We start from the raw sequence: 16,176 nt of genomic DNA, 5'->3' as shown, positions 1-16,176 counted from the left end.
ACGTTCGGGGTCGAACGTGAGATCTCCTGACATGCGCCCGGAACGCCGCTACATCCACCGGGTTGTGGAGATCCACAGGGTGGTGGCGTCTGCGGCGGACAGCCAACCACCGATCTTGCGCATCAGGCAGAGAAATCGTCGCCCACACCCCAATTCCTCTGCCCGCTACGACGCGGCGGGGCAACACAGGGCGGGACGCAGGGCGGCGCGGCGCGGGAATACAGGGCGGGGAACGCGGGGCGGGCAGCGCGGGGCGGGGAATGCAGGGCAGGGGCGCAGGGCGCGGCAACGCGGGGCGCGGGGAACGCGGGGCGGGCGCGGGGAACGTCGGGCGGGGAACGTCGGGCGGGGAACGTCGGGCGGGGAACGTCGGGCGGGGAACGTCGGGCGGGGAACGTCGGGCGGGGAACGCGGGGCGGGCGCGGGCAACGTGGGGCAACGCGGAGCGGGCAACACAGGGCGCAGGGCAGGTCAGCGCGGGGCAACGCGGCGCGGCAGCGCTTCGTGCATTCGGTCAGCTCCGGAACCCCCGCGAGGCACCACCACGCCCGACAGAAAATGTCCGGAATGTGCCCGAGAAGCCGCATCGTTGACAGCCCCGTCGCAGATCAGAAGGTGGAAGGAAGCGAGTGGGGGGAGGAGTGGAGGTGTCGGTCGGTCACCCGGCGGGGCGGGCGGGGGTGGTGAGATCTGGGGAGACGGTCGCTGTCGGGTGATCGGCTGGCGGATACTTGGCGGGTGACCGAGGCAAGGCCCCGACTCAGGCGCACTGTCGGCGACTCGCTCGAGGACTTCGAGCGGGACCTGATATCCAACCTCTATTACCAGCGCGGCACGACGATCGAGTCGGCCAGCGGCCCCGACGGATACCACACCCTGGCGGTGACCGTGCGGGACCGGCTCGTCGACCGGTATGCGCGCACCGCGGCGGCGCACTATGCGGCCAATCCCAGGTTCGTCTACTACCTGTCGGCGGAGTATCTGCTCGGCCGGCAGTTGCGGCAGAACCTGCTCTACACCAACACTGAGCGCTGGGTCAGGCCGATCGCCGAGGACCTCGGGGTGTCTCTCGAAGCGCTCGAGGTGTACGACGTCGAGCCCGGACTCGGCAACGGCGGGCTCGGCCGGCTGGCGGCGTGCCTGCTGGACTCCATGGCGACGCTGGACATCCCGGCCGTCGGGTACGGGATCCGCTACGAGTTCGGCATCTTCAAGCAGACGTTCCGGGACGGCAAACAGGTCGAGCGGCCCGACGACTGGACGTTCTACGGTAACCCGTGGGAGTTCCCCGCCCCCGACGACCGGCAGCTGGTCGGCTTCTACGGCTCGACAGCGCCCGATCCGAAGGATCCGACCGGGCTGAAGAAGAGCTGGGTGCCGGGTGAGACGGTGCGCGGCGAGCCGAGCCACATGCTGGTGCCGGGGTATGACACGCAGACCGTCAACATCATCCGGCTGTGGCAGGCGCGGGCCAGCCGTGAGTCGTTCGACCTGGCGCGGTTCGGGGTCGGGCAGTACGTGGAGGCCGTCGACGACATCGTGAAGGCCGAGAATATCAGCAAGGTGCTCTACCCCGACGACAGCACCGAGCTGGGCCGGGAGCTGCGGCTCAAGCAGCAGTACTTCCTCGTCGCGTGCTCGCTGCGGGACATCATCCGGCGGTACCGGCTGCGCAACAGCGGCTGGGAGGGCTTCGCCGACAAGGTGGTGATCCAGCTCAACGACACGCACCCGGTCATCGCGGTCACCGAGCTGATGCGGCTGCTGGTCGACGAGCACGGGGTCCCGTGGGACGACGCGTGGGCGATCACCCGCCGGACGTTCAACTACACGTGCCACACGCTGCTGCCGGAGGCCCTGGAGACGTGGCCGGTGCAGCTGCTCGAACGGCTCCTGCCCCGGCACATGGAGATCATCTACGCGATCAACCACTTCTTCCTGGAAGAGGTGCGGGCGGCGTACCCGGGCGACCTGGACGTGCTGCGCCGCATGTCCATCATCCAGGAGGGGGACGAGCGGCGGGTCCGGATGGCGCACCTGGCGGTCATCGGCAGCACCGCCGTCAACGGGGTCGCCGAGCTGCACACGAAGCTCCTGGCCGAGACGACGCTGCACGACTTCGCCACGCTGTGGCCGGACCGGTTCCACAACGTCACCAACGGTGTCACGCCGCGGCGGTTCCTGCGCATGGCCAACCCGCGGCTGTCGGCGCTGATCACGGAGGCGCTCGGCGACGAGGGGTGGCTCACCGACCTGGAGCGGCTGCACGGGCTCGGCCCGGCCGCCGACGACCCCGAGTTCCGGGCCGCGTGGCGGGACGTCAAACGGCAGAACAAGGTCGACCTCGCCGCCGCCGTCGAACGCTCCACGGGCGTCGTCGTCGACCCCGGCGCCCTCGCCGACGTGATGATCAAACGGTTCCACGAGTACAAGCGGCAGCAGCTGAAGCTCCTGCACGTGATCACCATGGTCAACCGGATCCGGGCCGACCCGCAGGCGACCTATGTGCCGCGCACGGTGCTGTTCGGGGGGAAGGCGGCGCCCGGGTACCACTCGATGAAGCTGCTCATCCAGCTCGTCAACGCCGTCGCTGAAGTGGTGAACACCGACCCCGTTCTCGCCCGGCACCTGCGGCTGGTGTTCCCGGCCGACTACAACGTGACGAAGGCACAGTTCGTCATTCCGGCCGCAGATCTGTCCGAGCAGATCTCCCTGGCGGGCAAGGAGGCGTCCGGCACCGGCAACATGAAGCTCGCCCTCAACGGTGCCCTCACCATCGGCACCCTCGACGGCGCCAACATCGAGATCCGTGACCGGGTCGGGGCCGACAACTTCTTCCTGTTCGGGATGGACGCGCCGACCGCCGCCGCGCTGCGCCGGTCCGGGTACTCGCCGCAGTTGTACTACGAGTCGGACTTCGAGCTGCGCCTGGCCGTCGACACGATCGCGTCGGGAGCGTTCGCCAAGGGCGACCGCAGCGTGTTCGCCCCGGTCGTGGACGCGATGCTCGGCCGCGACGAGTACCTGTCCCTCGCCGACTACCGCGCCTACGTCGACTGCCAGGACGCGGTCGCCGAGGCGTGGACGGACACCGAACGGTGGACGAGGATGTCGATCCTGAACACGGCCCGGTGCGGCTTCTTCTCCTCCGACCGCACCGTCCGTGAGTACTGCGAGCAGATCTGGAAGGTCGACCCGGTCCGCGTCAGCCCCTAGCGAAGCGGTCCTGCGCCTCGAGGACCGCGTCGCCGTACCGCAACGCCCACGCGCCCATCGCCCGCATCGGTTCGAGCAGCGCCGCCCCGGCCTCCGTCAGTTCGTAGTCGACCCGGGGCGGCGCTTCGGCGTACCGGCGGCGCTGGACGAGGCCGTTGTGCTCGAGGCGGCGCAGCGCGTCGTTGAGGACCTTCGGCCCGATCCCGCCGATGCGCTCGGCGAGCACCCGCGGGCGGGCCGGTCCGCAGTCGGCGAGGGTGAAGACCACGACGCTGTCCCAGCGGTTCGCGAGGACCTCGAAGGCGACCCGCGCCCGGCAGTCGGCGGTGTACATCGTGGACATCCCCTCATCCTGCCCCGCCCGACGCACACCGTGTGGTGTGCATCGGCCCGCCTAGCGTGGCGGGTCAGTCGGCAGATGGGAGCGGGACGATGCGCATCGGCATCATCGGAACGGGCATGATGGCCGCGGCCCTGGGCGGTGCGTGGGTCGACGCGTCGCACGAGGTGCTGATCGGAGGGCGTGACCCGGCGAAGGCGGCCGCGGTCGCCGGCCGGATCGGTGCGGCCGGGCACGGCACCCTCGCCGACGCGGCCCGCTTCGGCGACGCCGTCCTCGTCGCGGTGCCGGCCGGCGAGGCCGTCGCGGTGACCGCGGGGCTCGCCGGGCAGCTCGCCGGCCGGGCGGTCGTCGACTGCACCAATCCCCTGGCGCCGACCGGCGACGGGCTCATGGTGACGGCGCCGATCGCCCGCCGCCTCGCGGACGCCGCACCCGCCGCACGGGTGGTGAAGGCGTTCAACCTGTGCCACGAGAGCATCTGGACGCTCCGGCCGCCGGTGTACGAAGGGCAGTCCCTGGTGGTGCCGTTCTGCACCGACGATCCGGGTGCCGCGGCCATGGTCGACGACCTGATCACCTCGATCGGCTGCACCCCGGCGCACTGCGGCGGCCTGGCCCGCGCCACCTACCTGGAGGCGACGGCGGCCCTGGCGATCGGCATGTGGTTCGCCGGCGCCCAGCCCCGCTGGGCGTTCCCGGCACCGGCGGAGGTTCAGGCGGCGGAGGTTCAGGCGGCGGAGGTTCAGGCCGCGGAGGTCTAAGCGGCGGAGGTTCAGGCGGCGGACAGGGCGTCGACGATGCGTTTCGCGGCGCCTTCCAGGCCCCACCGCTCGGCGAGGGCGAGCAGCGCGTCCGGGTCGGCGGGGGAGGCCGGCAGCTTCGTGTCCAGGTCGCCGAGCGGGATGGTGCGGGCCACCGCCACCACGTCCCGGGCCGAGGCCAGATACTCGCGGCCCGCGACGATCTTCGCGCGGAGACCCGGGGCGAAGCCGGACGCGGGGTCGTCGAGGGCGGCAAGGATGCCGTCGAGGTTGCCGTACCGGTCGACGAGCCGCGCCGCGGTCTTCTCCCCGACGCCGGCGACGCCGGGCAGGCCGTCGGACGGGTCACCGCGCAGCGCGGCGAAGTCGGCGTAGCCGGCGGCCGGCACCCCGTATTTGGCGTGCAGGGCGGTGTTGTCCAGGACCTCGAGCTTGGCGACGCCGCGGCCGCAGTACAGCACGGTCACCCCGCGGGCGTCGTCGATGAGCTGGAACAGGTCGCGGTCGCCGGTCGCCACCTCGATGGGGCCGGGCTCCCGGGTGGCGAGGGTGCCGATGACGTCGTCGGCCTCGTAGTCGTGCGCGCCGACGGCGGTGATGCCGAGCGCCGCCAGGAACTCCAGGATGATCGGGACCTGGATGGACAGGGCGTCGGGGACCTCCTCACCGCCGGCCGGGGTCAGCCGGTGCGCCTTGTACGACGGCAGCAACGCCACCCGCCACGCCGGCCGCCAGCTCTCGTCGAGCGCGCAGACGAGCCGGTCGGGCCCGCGGCCGCGCACCAGGGTCGACAGCATGTCGAGGAAGCCGCGCACCGCGTTGACGGGGGTGCCGTCCGGGGCGAGGGCGGCCTTTTCCGGTACACCGAAGAAGGCGCGGAAGTAGAGGCTGGCGGAGTCGATGAGCAGCAGGGGACGGGCCACCCGGCCAGCCTGCCATGAACGGCGCCGCCAGCGAAGCGACGCCCCGGGGAAAGCGGCTACCGCAGCACGTGCACGCGGGTCAACGTGCCGGTCTGGCTGGTGTGCCGCTGGACCAGGTCGGCGAGGAAGTGCACCATGACCAGCCCGCGCCCGCCGGTGCGCCCGTCCGTGGGTCGCAGCCGGCCGGCCATCACGTCGGTGAAGTTGCCGAAGTCGCGGACCTCGCACACCACCCGCGCGTCGTCGCACCAGGTGCGCAGCGTGCCGGCGCCGCCGGCGTGCATGATGCTGTTGGTGGCGAGCTCGTTGACCGCGCTCTGCAGGTCGCCGATGCGGTCCGGCGGCAGGTCCGCCTCGAGGCCGATCTCGGCGGCGGCGCGGCGGACCTTGACGAGGTCGCCGACCTCGAAGCGCAGCGTGGTCGCGCCGAACGGCGGCTCGGACAGCGGCACGTTGTAGGCGTCGGTGATGCCGTACGGGTCGTACCCGTCGCTGCTCGCCTTGCCGTTGGCGTCGACCATGATCGGGTGGGTCGCGTAGGAGTCCTTGACCATGTGCGGCTCGAGCCGGCTGGTGTCATAGGGGCAGAGGATCGCCGCCTCGCGGCCCGTGAACGCCACGTTGATCATCGCCTCGTGCTGGACGCAGGCGGGGTACTCGTCCTCGGAGCGGCCCTTCCAGATCGGCTCGCCGATGATGCGGACCCGGCGACCGGGGTGCGCGTCCATGAACTTCGACAGCACCCACGGGATGATCCGGCCGGGGTTGCGGCCGGCCTCGGTCATGTCGTGGAACGTGATGTCGTCGCCGAACGCGCCGAGGCGCTCGCGGATCAGTCTGACGTTGGCGGGTGGCGCGGCGACGGCGACGGGCTCACCGAGGGCGACGCCCTCATAGATGAAGTTCATGGTGCCGTCGAGATAGGTCGCGTGATCGTGATACAGCAGCGCCTCATGGACGAACGGCTCGCAAAGCCGGTCACCGGGCGCGTCAATGCTGCGGGTGGTCATGAGATGCGCTGCTCATCTCGATTCGGATACAGCTCGGGTCCTGGCCTTTACTCAAGCTCCAGGTGCAGACTACGCCACCGCAGGTCGCTGGACACCTGCCCGTTGGTATCGACACCCGGTGTCGGCGCTTGGTGTCGGCGCTTGCAGGTCGACCCGAAACCCAAACGAGCGTTAAGCTTGCGCATGTGTCCCAGAAGGAACAGCGACTCCGTGCCGCGCAGCTCGCCGCCACAGCGGCCGGGCTCGACGCGCTGCTCATCCCGCCCAGCGCTGACCTGCAGTATCTCACAGGTTACGACGCGCACGCACTGGAGCGGCTGACCCTGCTCGTGCTGCCCGCCGACGGCGAGCCGACCCTGATCGTGCCGCGTCTGGAGCACCCCGCCGCCGAGGCCGCCGACCCCCGCGGAGTGAAGATCGTCGACCACGTCGACGGCACCGACCCCTATGACCTCGTGAGCGCCGCGCTAAGCGGTAAGCCCGAGACCGTCGGCCTGGGCAACCGGATGTGGGCCGAGCAGGTCCTCGCGCTGCGCGCCGCGCTGCCCGGCGCCGAGCAGCGCCTCGCCGGCGCCGTCCTGGCCGCGCTGCGGGTGCGCAAGTCACCCGACGAGGTCGAGGCGCTGCGCCGCGCCGGGCAGGCCATCGACGCCGTCCACGCCCAGATGGGGCAGTGGCTGCGGGCCGGGCGCACCGAGAACGAGGTCGCCGCCGACATCGCCGCCGCGATCCGCGCCGCCGGGCACGCCACCGTCGAGTTCACCATCGTGGCCGCCGGCCCCAACGGCGCCAGCCCGCACCACGGCACCTCCGACCGGGTCATCGGCGCGGGCGAGCCGGTCGTCGTCGACATCGGCGGCCGGATGCCCGACGGCTACTGCTCCGACTCGACCCGTACCTACTGCGTGGGTGCGCCGCCCGCCGAGTTCGCCGCCTACTACCAGGTGCTGTTCGACGCGCAGCGCGCCGCCGTCGCCGCCGTGCGGCCCGGCGTCACCGCCGCGTCCGTCGACGCCGTCGCCCGCGACCTGATCGCCGCCGCCGGCTACGGGGAGGCGTTCCTGCACCGCACCGGCCACGGCATCGGCCTGGACGGGCACGAGGAGCCGTACCTCGTCGCCGGCAACGACACCCTCCTCGAGGCGGGCATGGCGTTCTCGATCGAGCCCGGCATCTACCTCGCCGGCCGGCACGGCGCCCGCATCGAGGACATCGTCGTGTGCACCACAGACGGCGTCGACCGGCTCAACACCCTGCCGACCGACCTGGTGATCCTGTGAACCGGGTGGAGCGGTTCCTGTCGACCGAGGAGGCCGCCGACCTCATCGGCCTGGTCCGGGAGATCGCCGACGGCGAGCTGGCACCCCGCGTCGACGACTTCGAGGCCCGCGCCCAGTTCCCCCGCGAGCTGTTCCGGCTGCTCGGCCGGGCCGGGCTGCTCGGCCTGCCGTTCGACGTCGAGCACGGCGGCGGTGGCCAGCCGTATGAGGTCTACCTGCAGGTCCTCGAGGAGCTCGCCGGCCGCTGGCTGGCCGTCGCCGAGGGCGTCTCCGTGCACAGCCTCGCCTGCTACCCGACGGCCGTGTTCGGCACCGAGACCCAGCGCAAGCGGCACCTGCCCGACATGCTCGGCGGGGAGCTGCTCGGCGCCTACTGCCTGTCGGAGCCGCAGAGCGGGTCCGACGCCGCGTCGCTCACCACCCGGGCCGAGCCCGACGGCGACGGCTACAGCGTCCACGGCACCAAGGCTTGGATCACCCACGCCGGCAAGGCCGACTTCTACAACGTCTTCTGCCGCACCGGCGGGCCCGGCACCACCGGCATCTCCTGCCTCCTGCTGGACGCCGGCACCCCCGGGCTGCTGCCGCAGGCACCCGAGCGGACCATGGGGCTGCGCTCCTCCACGGTCGCGCAGATCGTCCTGGACGGCGCGCACGTCCCCGCCGACCGGCTCCTCGGCGAGGCCGGCGGCGGGTTCAAGATCGCGATGAGCGCCCTGGACGGCGGCCGGCTCGGCATCGCCGCCTGCGCTGTCGGTCTCGCCCAGGCCGCGCTCGACTACGCCGTCGGCTACGCCAAGGACCGCGAGCAGTTCGGCCGGCCGATCCTGGAGTTCCAGGGCGTCGGGTTCATGCTCGCCGACATGGCCACCCAGATCTCCGCCGCCCGCGCCCTGTACCTGTCCGCCGCCCGGCTGCGCGACGCCGGCCGCCCGCACAGCGCCGAGGCGGCCAAGGCAAAGCTGTTCTGCACCGACACCGCGATGCGAGTCACCACCGACGCCGTCCAGGTCCTCGGCGGCGCCGGCTACGTGACCGACCACCCCGTGGAGCGGTACATGCGCGAGGCCAAGGTGCTCCAGATCTTCGAGGGCACCAACCAGATCCAACGCCTCGTGATCGCACGGTCGCTCTAGAGATCACACCTGCGACGAAGTTGCCGGGCAGGTTAGGGTTCCAGCCGTGGAAGAGACCGATCGCGCGATCGTGGCGGCCCTGGCCGTCGACGGACGCCTGTCCTACACCGACCTCGCCGAGCGGGTCGGGCTGTCGGTGTCGGCGGTGCACCAGCGGGTGCGCCGCCTCGAGCAACGCGGCGTCATCAAGGGCTACGCCGCACAGCTCGACCACGACGCGATCGGGCTGCCGCTGACGGCGTTCGTGGCCATCCGGCCCATCGACCCGTCGCAGCCCGACGACGCACCCGACCGGCTGGCGAAGCTGCCGCAGATCGAGTCGTGCTACTCCGTCGCCGGCGACGACTTCTACCTGCTCCTCGTCAGGGTCGAGAGCCCCCTGGCGCTGGAGCGGCTGCTGCAGGAGATCCGCACCGCGGCCAACGTCATCACCCGCACCACCGTCGTGCTGTCGACGCCGTACGAGAGCCGGTCGCCGAAGATCTAGGCAGCTGCGGCGCGGGCGACGGCCTCGATGACGCCGGCGGTGTCGGACAGGTCCGGCAGGACCACGTGCGCGCCGGCCAGCTCCAACGACGCGACCGTGTAGCGCCCCGTCGCCACTGCCACCACGCCCGCACCCGTCAGCAGCGCCGCCTCGACGTCCAGCGGGGTGTCACCGACGAGGACCGTCCGGCGGCCCTCGAACGAGAGCTCGTATCGCTGCCGCGCCGCGCCCCGGGCGATGTCGACGAGGTTCGCGCGCACCGCGTGGCTCCAGCCGTACGCACCCGCGTCCAGGTCCAGGTGCTCGACGAGCCCGAACGGTCCGAGCTTCACCTCCGCGATCCGCCGCAGGTTGCCGGTCAGCACCGACTGCACCCCGGCCACCGAGGTGAGCGCGTCGAGGGCACCGGGCAGCGCCCGCCCCCGCACCGGCAACAGGTGCGCCAGCTCGTCGAACGCGGTCTCCGCCGCGACCCGCAACGCCTCCAGGTGCTCCTCACCGGTCGGCGCGCCGTTGAACAGCAGCACGTCGTGGGCGATCGCCCGGTCGGTGCGCCCCGCCATCGGCGGCTGGTGCACGACCGGCCGGCCGAACCGGCGCAGGAACGCCAGATCGTAAGCCTCACGCCCGAGCCCATCGACGTCGACGAGTGTATGGTCAACATCCCAGAGCACCAGAACCTCGTCCACGAGACGCACTGTAGCGAAGCGAGGCAGAATGAGGCGGATGGGCGACATCGTGGTGGTGCGGCACGGCCAGACCGAGTGGAGCGCCAACGGGCGCCACACCTCAAGGACCGATCTCGACCTCACCCCCGAGGGTGAGGAGCGGGCCCGCGCGCTGAGCCGGGCGTTCGTGACCGCGGCGTTCGTCGCCGTCGTCAGCAGCCCCCGCAAGCGCGCCCTGCGCACCGCCGAGCTCGCCGGCCTCACCGTCACCACGGTCGACGCCGACGTCGCCGAATGGGACTACGGGACGTTCGAGGGGCTCACCACCGCCGAGATCCGGGCCGAGCAACCCGACTGGGACCTGTGGACCGACGGCTGCCCGGACGGCGAGTCCCCGCAGCACGTCACCGACCGCCTCGACCGGTTCCTGGCCAGGGTCGCGCCGATGCTCGTCCTCGGCGACGTCGCCGTCGTCAGCCATGGCCACGCGTCGCGGGCCCTCGCCGCCCGGTGGCTCGACGAGCCCGTCGCGTTCGGCGCGCGGCTCAGCCTCGACACCGCCACCCTGTCGGTCCTCGGCCACGAGCACGAGCACCGGTCGATCCGCAGCTGGAACGCGACCGTCCACTGAGGAGCCTCGCGAAGATCGACGCCCGGGACCGCGCACAGGCCGTCGTCATCGCCTATCAAAGCGGCCTCATGAGAATTCGATAAATAGGGTTGTCGTCGTCGCGGACGCGGCCTATCGTATTCAACAACACCGGATGAAACACGAAGCGACAGGAGACAGGCCATGAAGCGGCTCCCCACGAATGCACCGCAGCGGCGCCAGCCGCTCGGCGGCAGGGAAGCCGTGCTCGAGGGCGGTCGCCTCGATTATCGCGGATGTCGTCTTGAGCGACTTCTGGAGCACCAGGGCAGGTGGAGCGGCTAGCATCCCGCTGGCAGCGCACCCCACCGCCCTTCCCTAACCGGGAACCGGGCGGTTTTTCTTTGCCCGCTCCCCGGCGGTTGAATGCTGTTCTTTGAAAACTCCACAGTGGATGACGCACGTCTATATGACGTGCAATTGAACGCCCGTGAGGCTGAGGAAGGTAGACCACCGGACTCTCAATCCGGCAGACCGGGTTCAACCCCCGGACGGGCGACGCAGCTCTGGTGAACTCGGCTGGACACGCCGATCTTCCACATCGGAGAAACGGGTTCGATGCCCGTGAGCTGTTCTTGGTGCCCGTGGAAGGGAACGCGAGGGGGACGCTCGCCTCCCCGGGCACCAGCACGTGCGGTTGTAGCTCAGTCAGGTCAGAGCGTCGCCTTGCCATGGCGAAGGTCCCGGGTTCGAGTCCCGGTTGCCGCTCTCTTATCCGCTCGTGCGGCTTCGCCGGCATGGCGGGGGGTTCCCACCCCGCACCCCCCATGCGGCACGGCCGCACTTCAAGCCGTTCCTCCGTCCCGGGTGGGCCATCACCCCGCCCGGGGCACCTTGCAGGCTGGTGTAACCCGGCAACACATCCGGCTCTGAACCGGACATTGGGGGTTCGAATCCTCCGCCTGCAGCGCAGTCCCGACAGGGGCGGCCACGCCCTCGTGGTCCAACGGTAGAGGCACGGCGTTGAGGACGTCGTAGGTGCGCGTTCGAATCGCGCCGAGGGCACGCACGGCACCACCGCACAGCACGTCTTCGTAGCTCAGTGGAGAGAGCACCAGGTTGCGGACCTGAAGGTCGCTGGTTCGAGTCCAGCCGAGGACACGTACGTACCAAGTGCCGCTAGCTCAACTGGTAGAGCTGCTGACTCTTAATCAGCGTGTTCGGGGTTCGAGCCCCCGGCGGCGCACAACGGGGTAGAGGAGTTCGGTCGTCCTCATCGGTCTCATACGCCGAAAATCGTGGGTTCGAATCCCACCCCCGTAACTCTGGCGCGGTGGACGAATTGGGAGAGTCGCCCGGCTTTCACCCGGGACACTGTGCGGGTTCGAGGCCCGTCCGCGCTACGCAGCACCGATCCGGCGTCGCCCAACTGGCAGGGCACACGGCTGTTAACCGTCCAGGTCCCGGTTCGAATCCGGGCGCCGGAGCAACACCACCATCATGCGGGTGCGCCGACGTTGGAGAGTCGGGCTTGGCTGTAACCCAGGTGCCATCGCGCTCAGGGGGTTCGATTCCCTCCACCCGCACGCACGTCGACGCCTTCGTAGCTCAGTGGAGAGAGCACCAGGTTCCGAACCTGACGGTCGCTGGTTCGAGTCCAGCCGAGGGCACGTTTTGTGATCGACCCGGTCGAATGCCCGAGAGGCAAGGGGCCCGCCTGCAAAGCGGTACACGCCGGTTCGAATCCGGCTTCGGCCTCAACCACCCGTCATCCACTGTGGAGCACCTTCGCACCGGCCGCATCAGCGTGGCCGGTGCGAAGATCGTTGTGCTGGGCGTGTCGAAAACGCCGGGCCGGCTCCGTTCCATGGTGACTGCGCCCCGCCGGCGCGCAGCACGACGTGAGGAGCCCGGGATGGCGAAGTACCTGCTGATCGTGGACTACAACGGTGGTGTGGTGGACACGCCGATGGACGAGTGGGCGCCGGAGGAGATCAGGGCGCACATGGACTACTACGGTGCGCTGCGGCAGGAGCTGCTCGACAGCGGCGAGCTCGTGGACCAGCACGCGCTGACCGGGCCGGAGCACGCGAAGATGGTCACGTCCGACGGCGTCGGCGCGCCGGTCGTCACCGACGGTCCGTTCGCCGAGTTCAAGGAGATGCTTGCCGGGTTCCAGCTCGTCGACGTCGACTCCGAGGCCCGGGCGATCGAGATCGCCGCGAAGATCTCCCAGGTGCCCGCGGCCGGCGGGGTCGCGCAGCAGCAGCCGATCTGGGTCCGCCGGGTGATGGACGCGGCCGATTTCGAGCTGCTGACCTCCGAGGTCTGAGCCGGTGTCCGACCGGTTCGAGGACCTGCTGCGCGAGTTGGCGCCGCAGGTCCTCGGCGTGCTCGCGCGCAGGTTCGGGGACTTCTCCGCCGCGGAGGACGCCACCCAGGAGGCGCTGCTGGCGGCCGCGACGCACTGGGACGCCGTCCCGGACAATCCGCGGGGCTGGCTGATCCAGACCGGGTCGCGCAAGCTGCTCGACCAGCTGCGCGCCGACCGGGCCAGACGACGCCGGGAGGTGCTCTCGGTCGAGCCGCCGCCGGTGGTGTACGACCGGGACGACACGCTGACGGTCCTGTTCCTGTGCTGCCATCCGCAGCTGGGTGAGGCGGCCGCGATCGCGTTGACACTGCGGGCGGTCGGTGGCCTCACCACGGGCGAGATCGCCAGGGCGTTCCTGGTGCCGGAGGCGACGATGGGTCAGCGGATCAGCCGCGCGAAGCAGCGGATCCGCGGCCTTGAAGCGCCGTTTCGGATGCCGGAGCGGCCCGAGTGGGCCGGGCGGCTGCGGTCCGTGCTGCACGTGCTGTACCTGATCTTCAACGAGGGGTACGCCAGCAGTTCCGGCCCGCTCGTCCGCGTCGACCTGTCCGGTGAGGCGATCCGGCTCGCCCGGATGCTGCACGCGCTGCTGCCCGACGACGGTGAGGTCGCCGGGCTGCTCGCGTTGATGCTGCTCACCGACGCCCGCCGGCCGGCCCGCGTCGACGGCGGCGGCGACCTGGTGCCCCTCGCCGAGCAGGACCGCGGCCGGTGGCTGCGGCCGCTGATCAAGGAGGGCACCGCGGTGCTGGACGCGGCGTTCAGTGCCGGGGCCGTCGGGCCGTATCAGCTGCAGGCCGCGATCGCCGCCCTGCACGACCGGGCCGCCGACGCGCGGGACACCGACTGGCCGCAGATTCTCGCCCTGTACGGGCTGCTCGAACGCATGACGGCCAGTCCCGTTGTCGCGCTCAACCGGGCGGTGGCGGCGGCGATGGTGCACGGCCCGGCGGAGGGGCTGCGGCTGCTCGAGGCGCTGGACGGCCGGCTCGACGCCGGTCACCGGCTCGACGCGGTCCGCGGGCACCTGCACGAGCTGGCCGGGGACGCGCCGGCCGCGATCCGGCACTACCGGGCCGCGGCGGCTCGGACGGCGAGCACCCCGGAGCGCCGGTACCTGACGATGCGCGCCGCGCGGCTCAACGGCGGAATTGTCGTACCCCCGTCGTAGCGTGCGGGCATGGCAGACACGAACCAGACCACGCCCGGCGACGGCGACGTCGGCGCGTTCGTCGACACGGTCACCGACGAGCGGCGCCGCGCCGACGCCCGGCACCTCGTCGAGCTCATGGGCGCCGTCACCGGGCAGCCCGCGGTCCTGTGGGGCAGGGCGATCATCGGCTTCGGATCCCGGCACTACCGTTACGAGTCCGGTCGCGAGGGCGACATGCCCGCGGTGAGCTTCTCGCCCCGCAAGGCGCAGACGGTGCTGTATCTCACCGGTGGCCTCGAGGTGTATGAGGACCTGCTCGCGCGGCTCGGCCCGCACACCACGAGCAAGGGCTGTCTCTATCTGAAGCGGGTCGGTGACGCCGACGACGCGGTCCTGCGGGAGCTCGTCGGCCGCTCGTTTCGCATGACCTTGTAACAAGGGGTTCACGAGACATTCATACCCTGATATACGTCGATGCGTGACGTCACCCGTCACGGATCGACCCATCCAGGGAGGGCCAGTGAGAAAAAGCATCGCGGCGCTGATCGGCGCCCTGCTCGTCACGCCTGCGACGGCAACCGCCGCGTTCGCGGGACCCACCGTCGAGGTGCCGTCCGGCTCCGTCGGCGCCGCCGACCGGGCGCTGCGGCTGCACGCCGCCGACGCGAAGGTCGCGAGCGGGGACGCGTTCCAGGTCTACCGCACCGAGGTCGACGCCGCCGGCGCGGCCCACGTGCGCTACACCCGGACCTATCACGGCCTGCGTGTCTATGGCGGCGACGTGGTCGTGCACACGGACAGCAGCGGCGGCTATGTGGGCACCTCCAACAGTCTCGACGCGCCGCTGCGGCTCAGCGTCACCCCGTCCGTCGCCGCCGTCGCCGCGCAGCGCACCGCGAAGGCGGCGTTCGCCGGCAAGGTGACCGCCATCCGCACGCCGCAGCTCATGGTCGACGCCTCCAGCGGCACCGGGCGCCTCGCCTGGGAGAGCGTGGTCGAGGGCTGGGCGCCCGACGGGCAGACCCCGTCCGTCCTGCACGTCGTCACCGACGCGACCAGCAACGCCGTCCTCGGCTCCTGGGACGAGATCGAGACGGTCGCCGGCACCGGGCGGACCATCTACTCCGGCAACGTCAGCATCGACACGACGCTGAGCAGCGGCACCTACCGGATGAGCGACCCCTCGCACGGCAACAACACCGCCTGCGACATGAACAACCGGACCTCCGGCACCTGCACCGTCTTCACTGACGCCGACAACACGTGGGGCACCAACGCCAACAGCAACCGGCAGTCCGCCGGCGCCGACGCCTACTTCGGCGCGGCGAAGACGTTCGACTACTTCAAGAACGTGCACGGCCGCAACGGCATCTTCGGCAACGGCACCGGCGTGCCGAGCCGCGTGCACTACGGCAGCGCCTATGTCAACGCGTTCTGGGACGGCAGCCGCATGACCTATGGCGACGGCTCCGGCAACGCGCGCCCCCTGGTCTCCCTCGACGTCGCCGGCCACGAGATGAGCCACGGCGTCACCGCCAACATCGTCTCCGGCGGCCTCACGTATTCCGGCGAGTCCGGCGGCCTCAACGAGGCGACCAGCGACATCTTCGGCTCGATGGTCGAGTTCTACGCCAACACCGCCAGCGACCCGGGCGACTACCAGATCGGCGAGAAGATCAACATCCGGGGCAACGGGACGCCACTGCGGTACATGTACAACCCCTCGCTGGACGGCTCGTCGCACAGCTGCTGGTCCTCCAGCACCAAGAACGTCGACGTGCACTACTCCTCCGGCGTGGCGAACCACTTTTTCTTCAACCTCGCCAACGGCACCGGCAGCACCTCCTTCGGCACGTCCCCGGTGTGCGGCTCCGCGCCCGCCGTCGTCGGCATCGGCCGGTCCAAGGCGGAGCTGATCTGGTTCCGCGCCGTGAACCTGTACTTCACGTCCAACACCTCCTACGTCAACACCGCCAACCCAGGCAACACCGCCCGCGCCTACTCGCTGCGCGCGGCCGCCGACCTGTACGGCAACTGCTCGACCGAGTACAAGGCAGTCAGGGCCGCGTGGACCGCGGTGAACGTCGCCGGCAGCGACGCCGCCTGCCCGTAACCCTTCCAGCACGACAGGGAAGGCCCGGCCAGCACGACGGCCGGGCCTTCGCTGTGCCCGGACCACGCCGCGCCGCCCTGGGCCGCGCCGTCCCGGGCCGCGCCCGACCGCGCGCTAGCCCGC

Annotated in this window: 14 protein-coding genes and 12 tRNA genes; 22 read left to right on the top strand and 4 right to left on the bottom strand. The window is 70.9% G+C overall.

The window, feature by feature from the left end; translation table 11 throughout:
• Positions 1 to 738 precede the first annotated feature (738 nt).
• Positions 739 to 3,216: a glycogen/starch/alpha-glucan phosphorylase gene (locus AB0K00_RS32745; protein ID WP_363528272.1), complete on the top strand. Its 2,478-nt coding sequence runs from the start codon at positions 739 to 741 to the stop codon at positions 3,214 to 3,216.
• Here the strand turns inward: AB0K00_RS32745 and AB0K00_RS32740 are convergent.
• Complete coding sequence (locus tag AB0K00_RS32740) at positions 3,206 to 3,559, bottom strand: helix-turn-helix domain-containing protein (protein WP_363528269.1); 354 nt, start codon at positions 3,557 to 3,559, stop codon at positions 3,206 to 3,208. The genes AB0K00_RS32745 and AB0K00_RS32740 overlap by 11 nt on opposite strands.
• Before the next feature lie 89 nt (positions 3,560 to 3,648).
• On the opposite strand from AB0K00_RS32740, the gene AB0K00_RS32735 reads away from it, so the two are divergent.
• Complete coding sequence (locus AB0K00_RS32735) at positions 3,649 to 4,320, top strand: NAD(P)-binding domain-containing protein (RefSeq protein ID WP_363528266.1); 672 nt, start codon at positions 3,649 to 3,651, stop codon at positions 4,318 to 4,320.
• An 11-nt stretch (positions 4,321 to 4,331) separates the two neighbouring features.
• Here the strand turns inward: AB0K00_RS32735 and AB0K00_RS32730 are convergent, their stop codons facing one another.
• A complete protein-coding gene (locus AB0K00_RS32730; RefSeq protein WP_363528263.1) occupies positions 4,332 to 5,243 on the bottom strand; it encodes a 5'-3' exonuclease in 912 nt (303 codons plus the stop codon).
• Positions 5,244 to 5,299: 56 nt separating this feature from the next.
• Entirely contained in the window at positions 5,300 to 6,253 is a 954-nt protein-coding gene (locus tag AB0K00_RS32725) for a sensor histidine kinase (RefSeq protein WP_363528260.1), read from the bottom strand.
• A gap of 185 nt (positions 6,254 to 6,438) precedes the next feature.
• On the opposite strand from AB0K00_RS32725, the gene AB0K00_RS32720 reads away from it, so the two are divergent.
• Genes AB0K00_RS32720 through AB0K00_RS32710 form a run of 3 tightly spaced genes read left to right on the top strand, consistent with a single transcriptional unit; the run spans position 6,439 to position 9,156 of the window.
• Positions 6,439 to 7,533: a Xaa-Pro peptidase family protein gene (locus tag AB0K00_RS32720; RefSeq protein ID WP_363528257.1), complete on the top strand. Its 1,095-nt coding sequence runs from the start codon at positions 6,439 to 6,441 to the stop codon at positions 7,531 to 7,533.
• A gap of 5 nt (positions 7,534 to 7,538) precedes the next feature.
• Positions 7,539 to 8,669, top strand: coding sequence for an acyl-CoA dehydrogenase family protein (locus AB0K00_RS32715; RefSeq protein WP_363528550.1), 1,131 nt, complete (start codon positions 7,539 to 7,541; stop codon positions 8,667 to 8,669).
• Positions 8,670 to 8,715: 46 nt separating this feature from the next.
• Positions 8,716 to 9,156, top strand: coding sequence for an Lrp/AsnC family transcriptional regulator (locus AB0K00_RS32710; protein ID WP_363528254.1), 441 nt, complete (start codon positions 8,716 to 8,718; stop codon positions 9,154 to 9,156).
• On the opposite strand, the gene AB0K00_RS32705 is transcribed toward AB0K00_RS32710, so the two are convergent.
• Complete coding sequence (locus tag AB0K00_RS32705; RefSeq protein ID WP_363528251.1) at positions 9,153 to 9,845, bottom strand: haloacid dehalogenase-like hydrolase; 693 nt, start codon at positions 9,843 to 9,845, stop codon at positions 9,153 to 9,155. The two genes, AB0K00_RS32710 and AB0K00_RS32705, sit on opposite strands and share 4 nt — an antisense overlap.
• 37 nt (positions 9,846 to 9,882) lie before the next feature.
• Here AB0K00_RS32705 and AB0K00_RS32700 point away from each other — a divergent pair, with 37 nt between their 5' ends.
• The 17 genes from AB0K00_RS32700 to AB0K00_RS32620 all read left to right on the top strand — a co-directional run bounded on the left by AB0K00_RS32700 (position 9,883) and on the right by AB0K00_RS32620 (position 16,053).
• Positions 9,883 to 10,455, top strand: a complete 573-nt coding sequence (locus tag AB0K00_RS32700) for a histidine phosphatase family protein (protein ID WP_363528248.1) — start codon at positions 9,883 to 9,885, stop codon at positions 10,453 to 10,455.
• Between the two features lie 443 nt (positions 10,456 to 10,898).
• Positions 10,899 to 10,972: transfer RNA gene (locus AB0K00_RS32695), tRNA-Glu, on the top strand.
• 134 nt (positions 10,973 to 11,106) lie between these two features.
• A tRNA-Gly gene (locus tag AB0K00_RS32690) sits at positions 11,107 to 11,181 on the top strand.
• Positions 11,182 to 11,308: 127 nt separating this feature from the next.
• Positions 11,309 to 11,381 (top strand) — tRNA-Gln (locus tag AB0K00_RS32685).
• A gap of 24 nt (positions 11,382 to 11,405) precedes the next feature.
• A tRNA-Leu gene (locus tag AB0K00_RS32680) sits at positions 11,406 to 11,478 on the top strand.
• Positions 11,479 to 11,501: 23 nt separating this feature from the next.
• Positions 11,502 to 11,574 (top strand) — tRNA-Arg (locus tag AB0K00_RS32675).
• Positions 11,575 to 11,586: 12 nt separating this feature from the next.
• Positions 11,587 to 11,659, top strand: a tRNA-Lys gene (locus tag AB0K00_RS32670).
• A gap of 1 nt (position 11,660) precedes the next feature.
• Positions 11,661 to 11,733 (top strand) — tRNA-Met (locus tag AB0K00_RS32665).
• A 7-nt stretch (positions 11,734 to 11,740) separates the two neighbouring features.
• Positions 11,741 to 11,816, top strand: a tRNA-Glu gene (locus AB0K00_RS32660).
• Positions 11,817 to 11,827: 11 nt separating this feature from the next.
• Positions 11,828 to 11,900 (top strand) — tRNA-Asn (locus tag AB0K00_RS32655).
• 15 nt (positions 11,901 to 11,915) lie between these two features.
• Positions 11,916 to 11,999, top strand: a tRNA-Tyr gene (locus AB0K00_RS32650).
• A gap of 11 nt (positions 12,000 to 12,010) precedes the next feature.
• A tRNA-Arg gene (locus tag AB0K00_RS32645) sits at positions 12,011 to 12,083 on the top strand.
• Positions 12,084 to 12,100: 17 nt separating this feature from the next.
• A tRNA-Cys gene (locus tag AB0K00_RS32640) sits at positions 12,101 to 12,171 on the top strand.
• A 157-nt stretch (positions 12,172 to 12,328) separates the two neighbouring features.
• Positions 12,329 to 12,745, top strand: a complete 417-nt coding sequence (locus tag AB0K00_RS32635) for a YciI family protein (protein WP_363528245.1) — start codon at positions 12,329 to 12,331, stop codon at positions 12,743 to 12,745.
• 4 nt (positions 12,746 to 12,749) lie between these two features.
• Entirely contained in the window at positions 12,750 to 13,958 is a 1,209-nt protein-coding gene (locus AB0K00_RS32630; RefSeq protein ID WP_363528242.1) for a DUF6596 domain-containing protein, read from the top strand.
• A 9-nt stretch (positions 13,959 to 13,967) separates the two neighbouring features.
• On the top strand, positions 13,968 to 14,375 hold the full coding sequence (locus AB0K00_RS32625) for a DUF1801 domain-containing protein (RefSeq protein ID WP_363528239.1): 408 nt from the start codon (positions 13,968 to 13,970) through the stop codon (positions 14,373 to 14,375).
• A gap of 85 nt (positions 14,376 to 14,460) precedes the next feature.
• Entirely contained in the window at positions 14,461 to 16,053 is a 1,593-nt protein-coding gene (locus AB0K00_RS32620) for a M4 family metallopeptidase (protein ID WP_363528236.1), read from the top strand.
• Positions 16,054 to 16,176: the final 123 nt, after the last annotated feature.

Origin of the sequence: Dactylosporangium sp. NPDC049525 (assembly GCF_040676755.1) — a bacterium.
Classification (GTDB): Bacteria; Actinomycetota; Actinomycetes; order Mycobacteriales; family Micromonosporaceae; genus Dactylosporangium.
This window is presented reverse-complemented; position numbering and strand designations above follow the sequence as displayed.

What these genes read in the sequence shown, in the direction of transcription:
- AB0K00_RS32735 (WP_363528266.1), top strand. Translation starts at nt 3,649, where the DNA reads ATGCGCATCGGCATCATCGGAACGGGCATGATGGCCGCGGCCCTGGGC.
- AB0K00_RS32740 (WP_363528269.1), bottom strand. Translation starts at nt 3,559, where the DNA reads ATGTCCACGATGTACACCGCCGACTGCCGGGCGCGGGTCGCCTTCGAG.
- AB0K00_RS32725 (WP_363528260.1), bottom strand. Translation starts at nt 6,253, where the DNA reads ATGACCACCCGCAGCATTGACGCGCCCGGTGACCGGCTTTGCGAGCCG.
- AB0K00_RS32625 (WP_363528239.1), top strand. Translation starts at nt 13,968, where the DNA reads ATGGCAGACACGAACCAGACCACGCCCGGCGACGGCGACGTCGGCGCG.
- AB0K00_RS32635 (WP_363528245.1), top strand. Translation starts at nt 12,329, where the DNA reads ATGGCGAAGTACCTGCTGATCGTGGACTACAACGGTGGTGTGGTGGAC.
- AB0K00_RS32700 (WP_363528248.1), top strand. Translation starts at nt 9,883, where the DNA reads ATGGGCGACATCGTGGTGGTGCGGCACGGCCAGACCGAGTGGAGCGCC.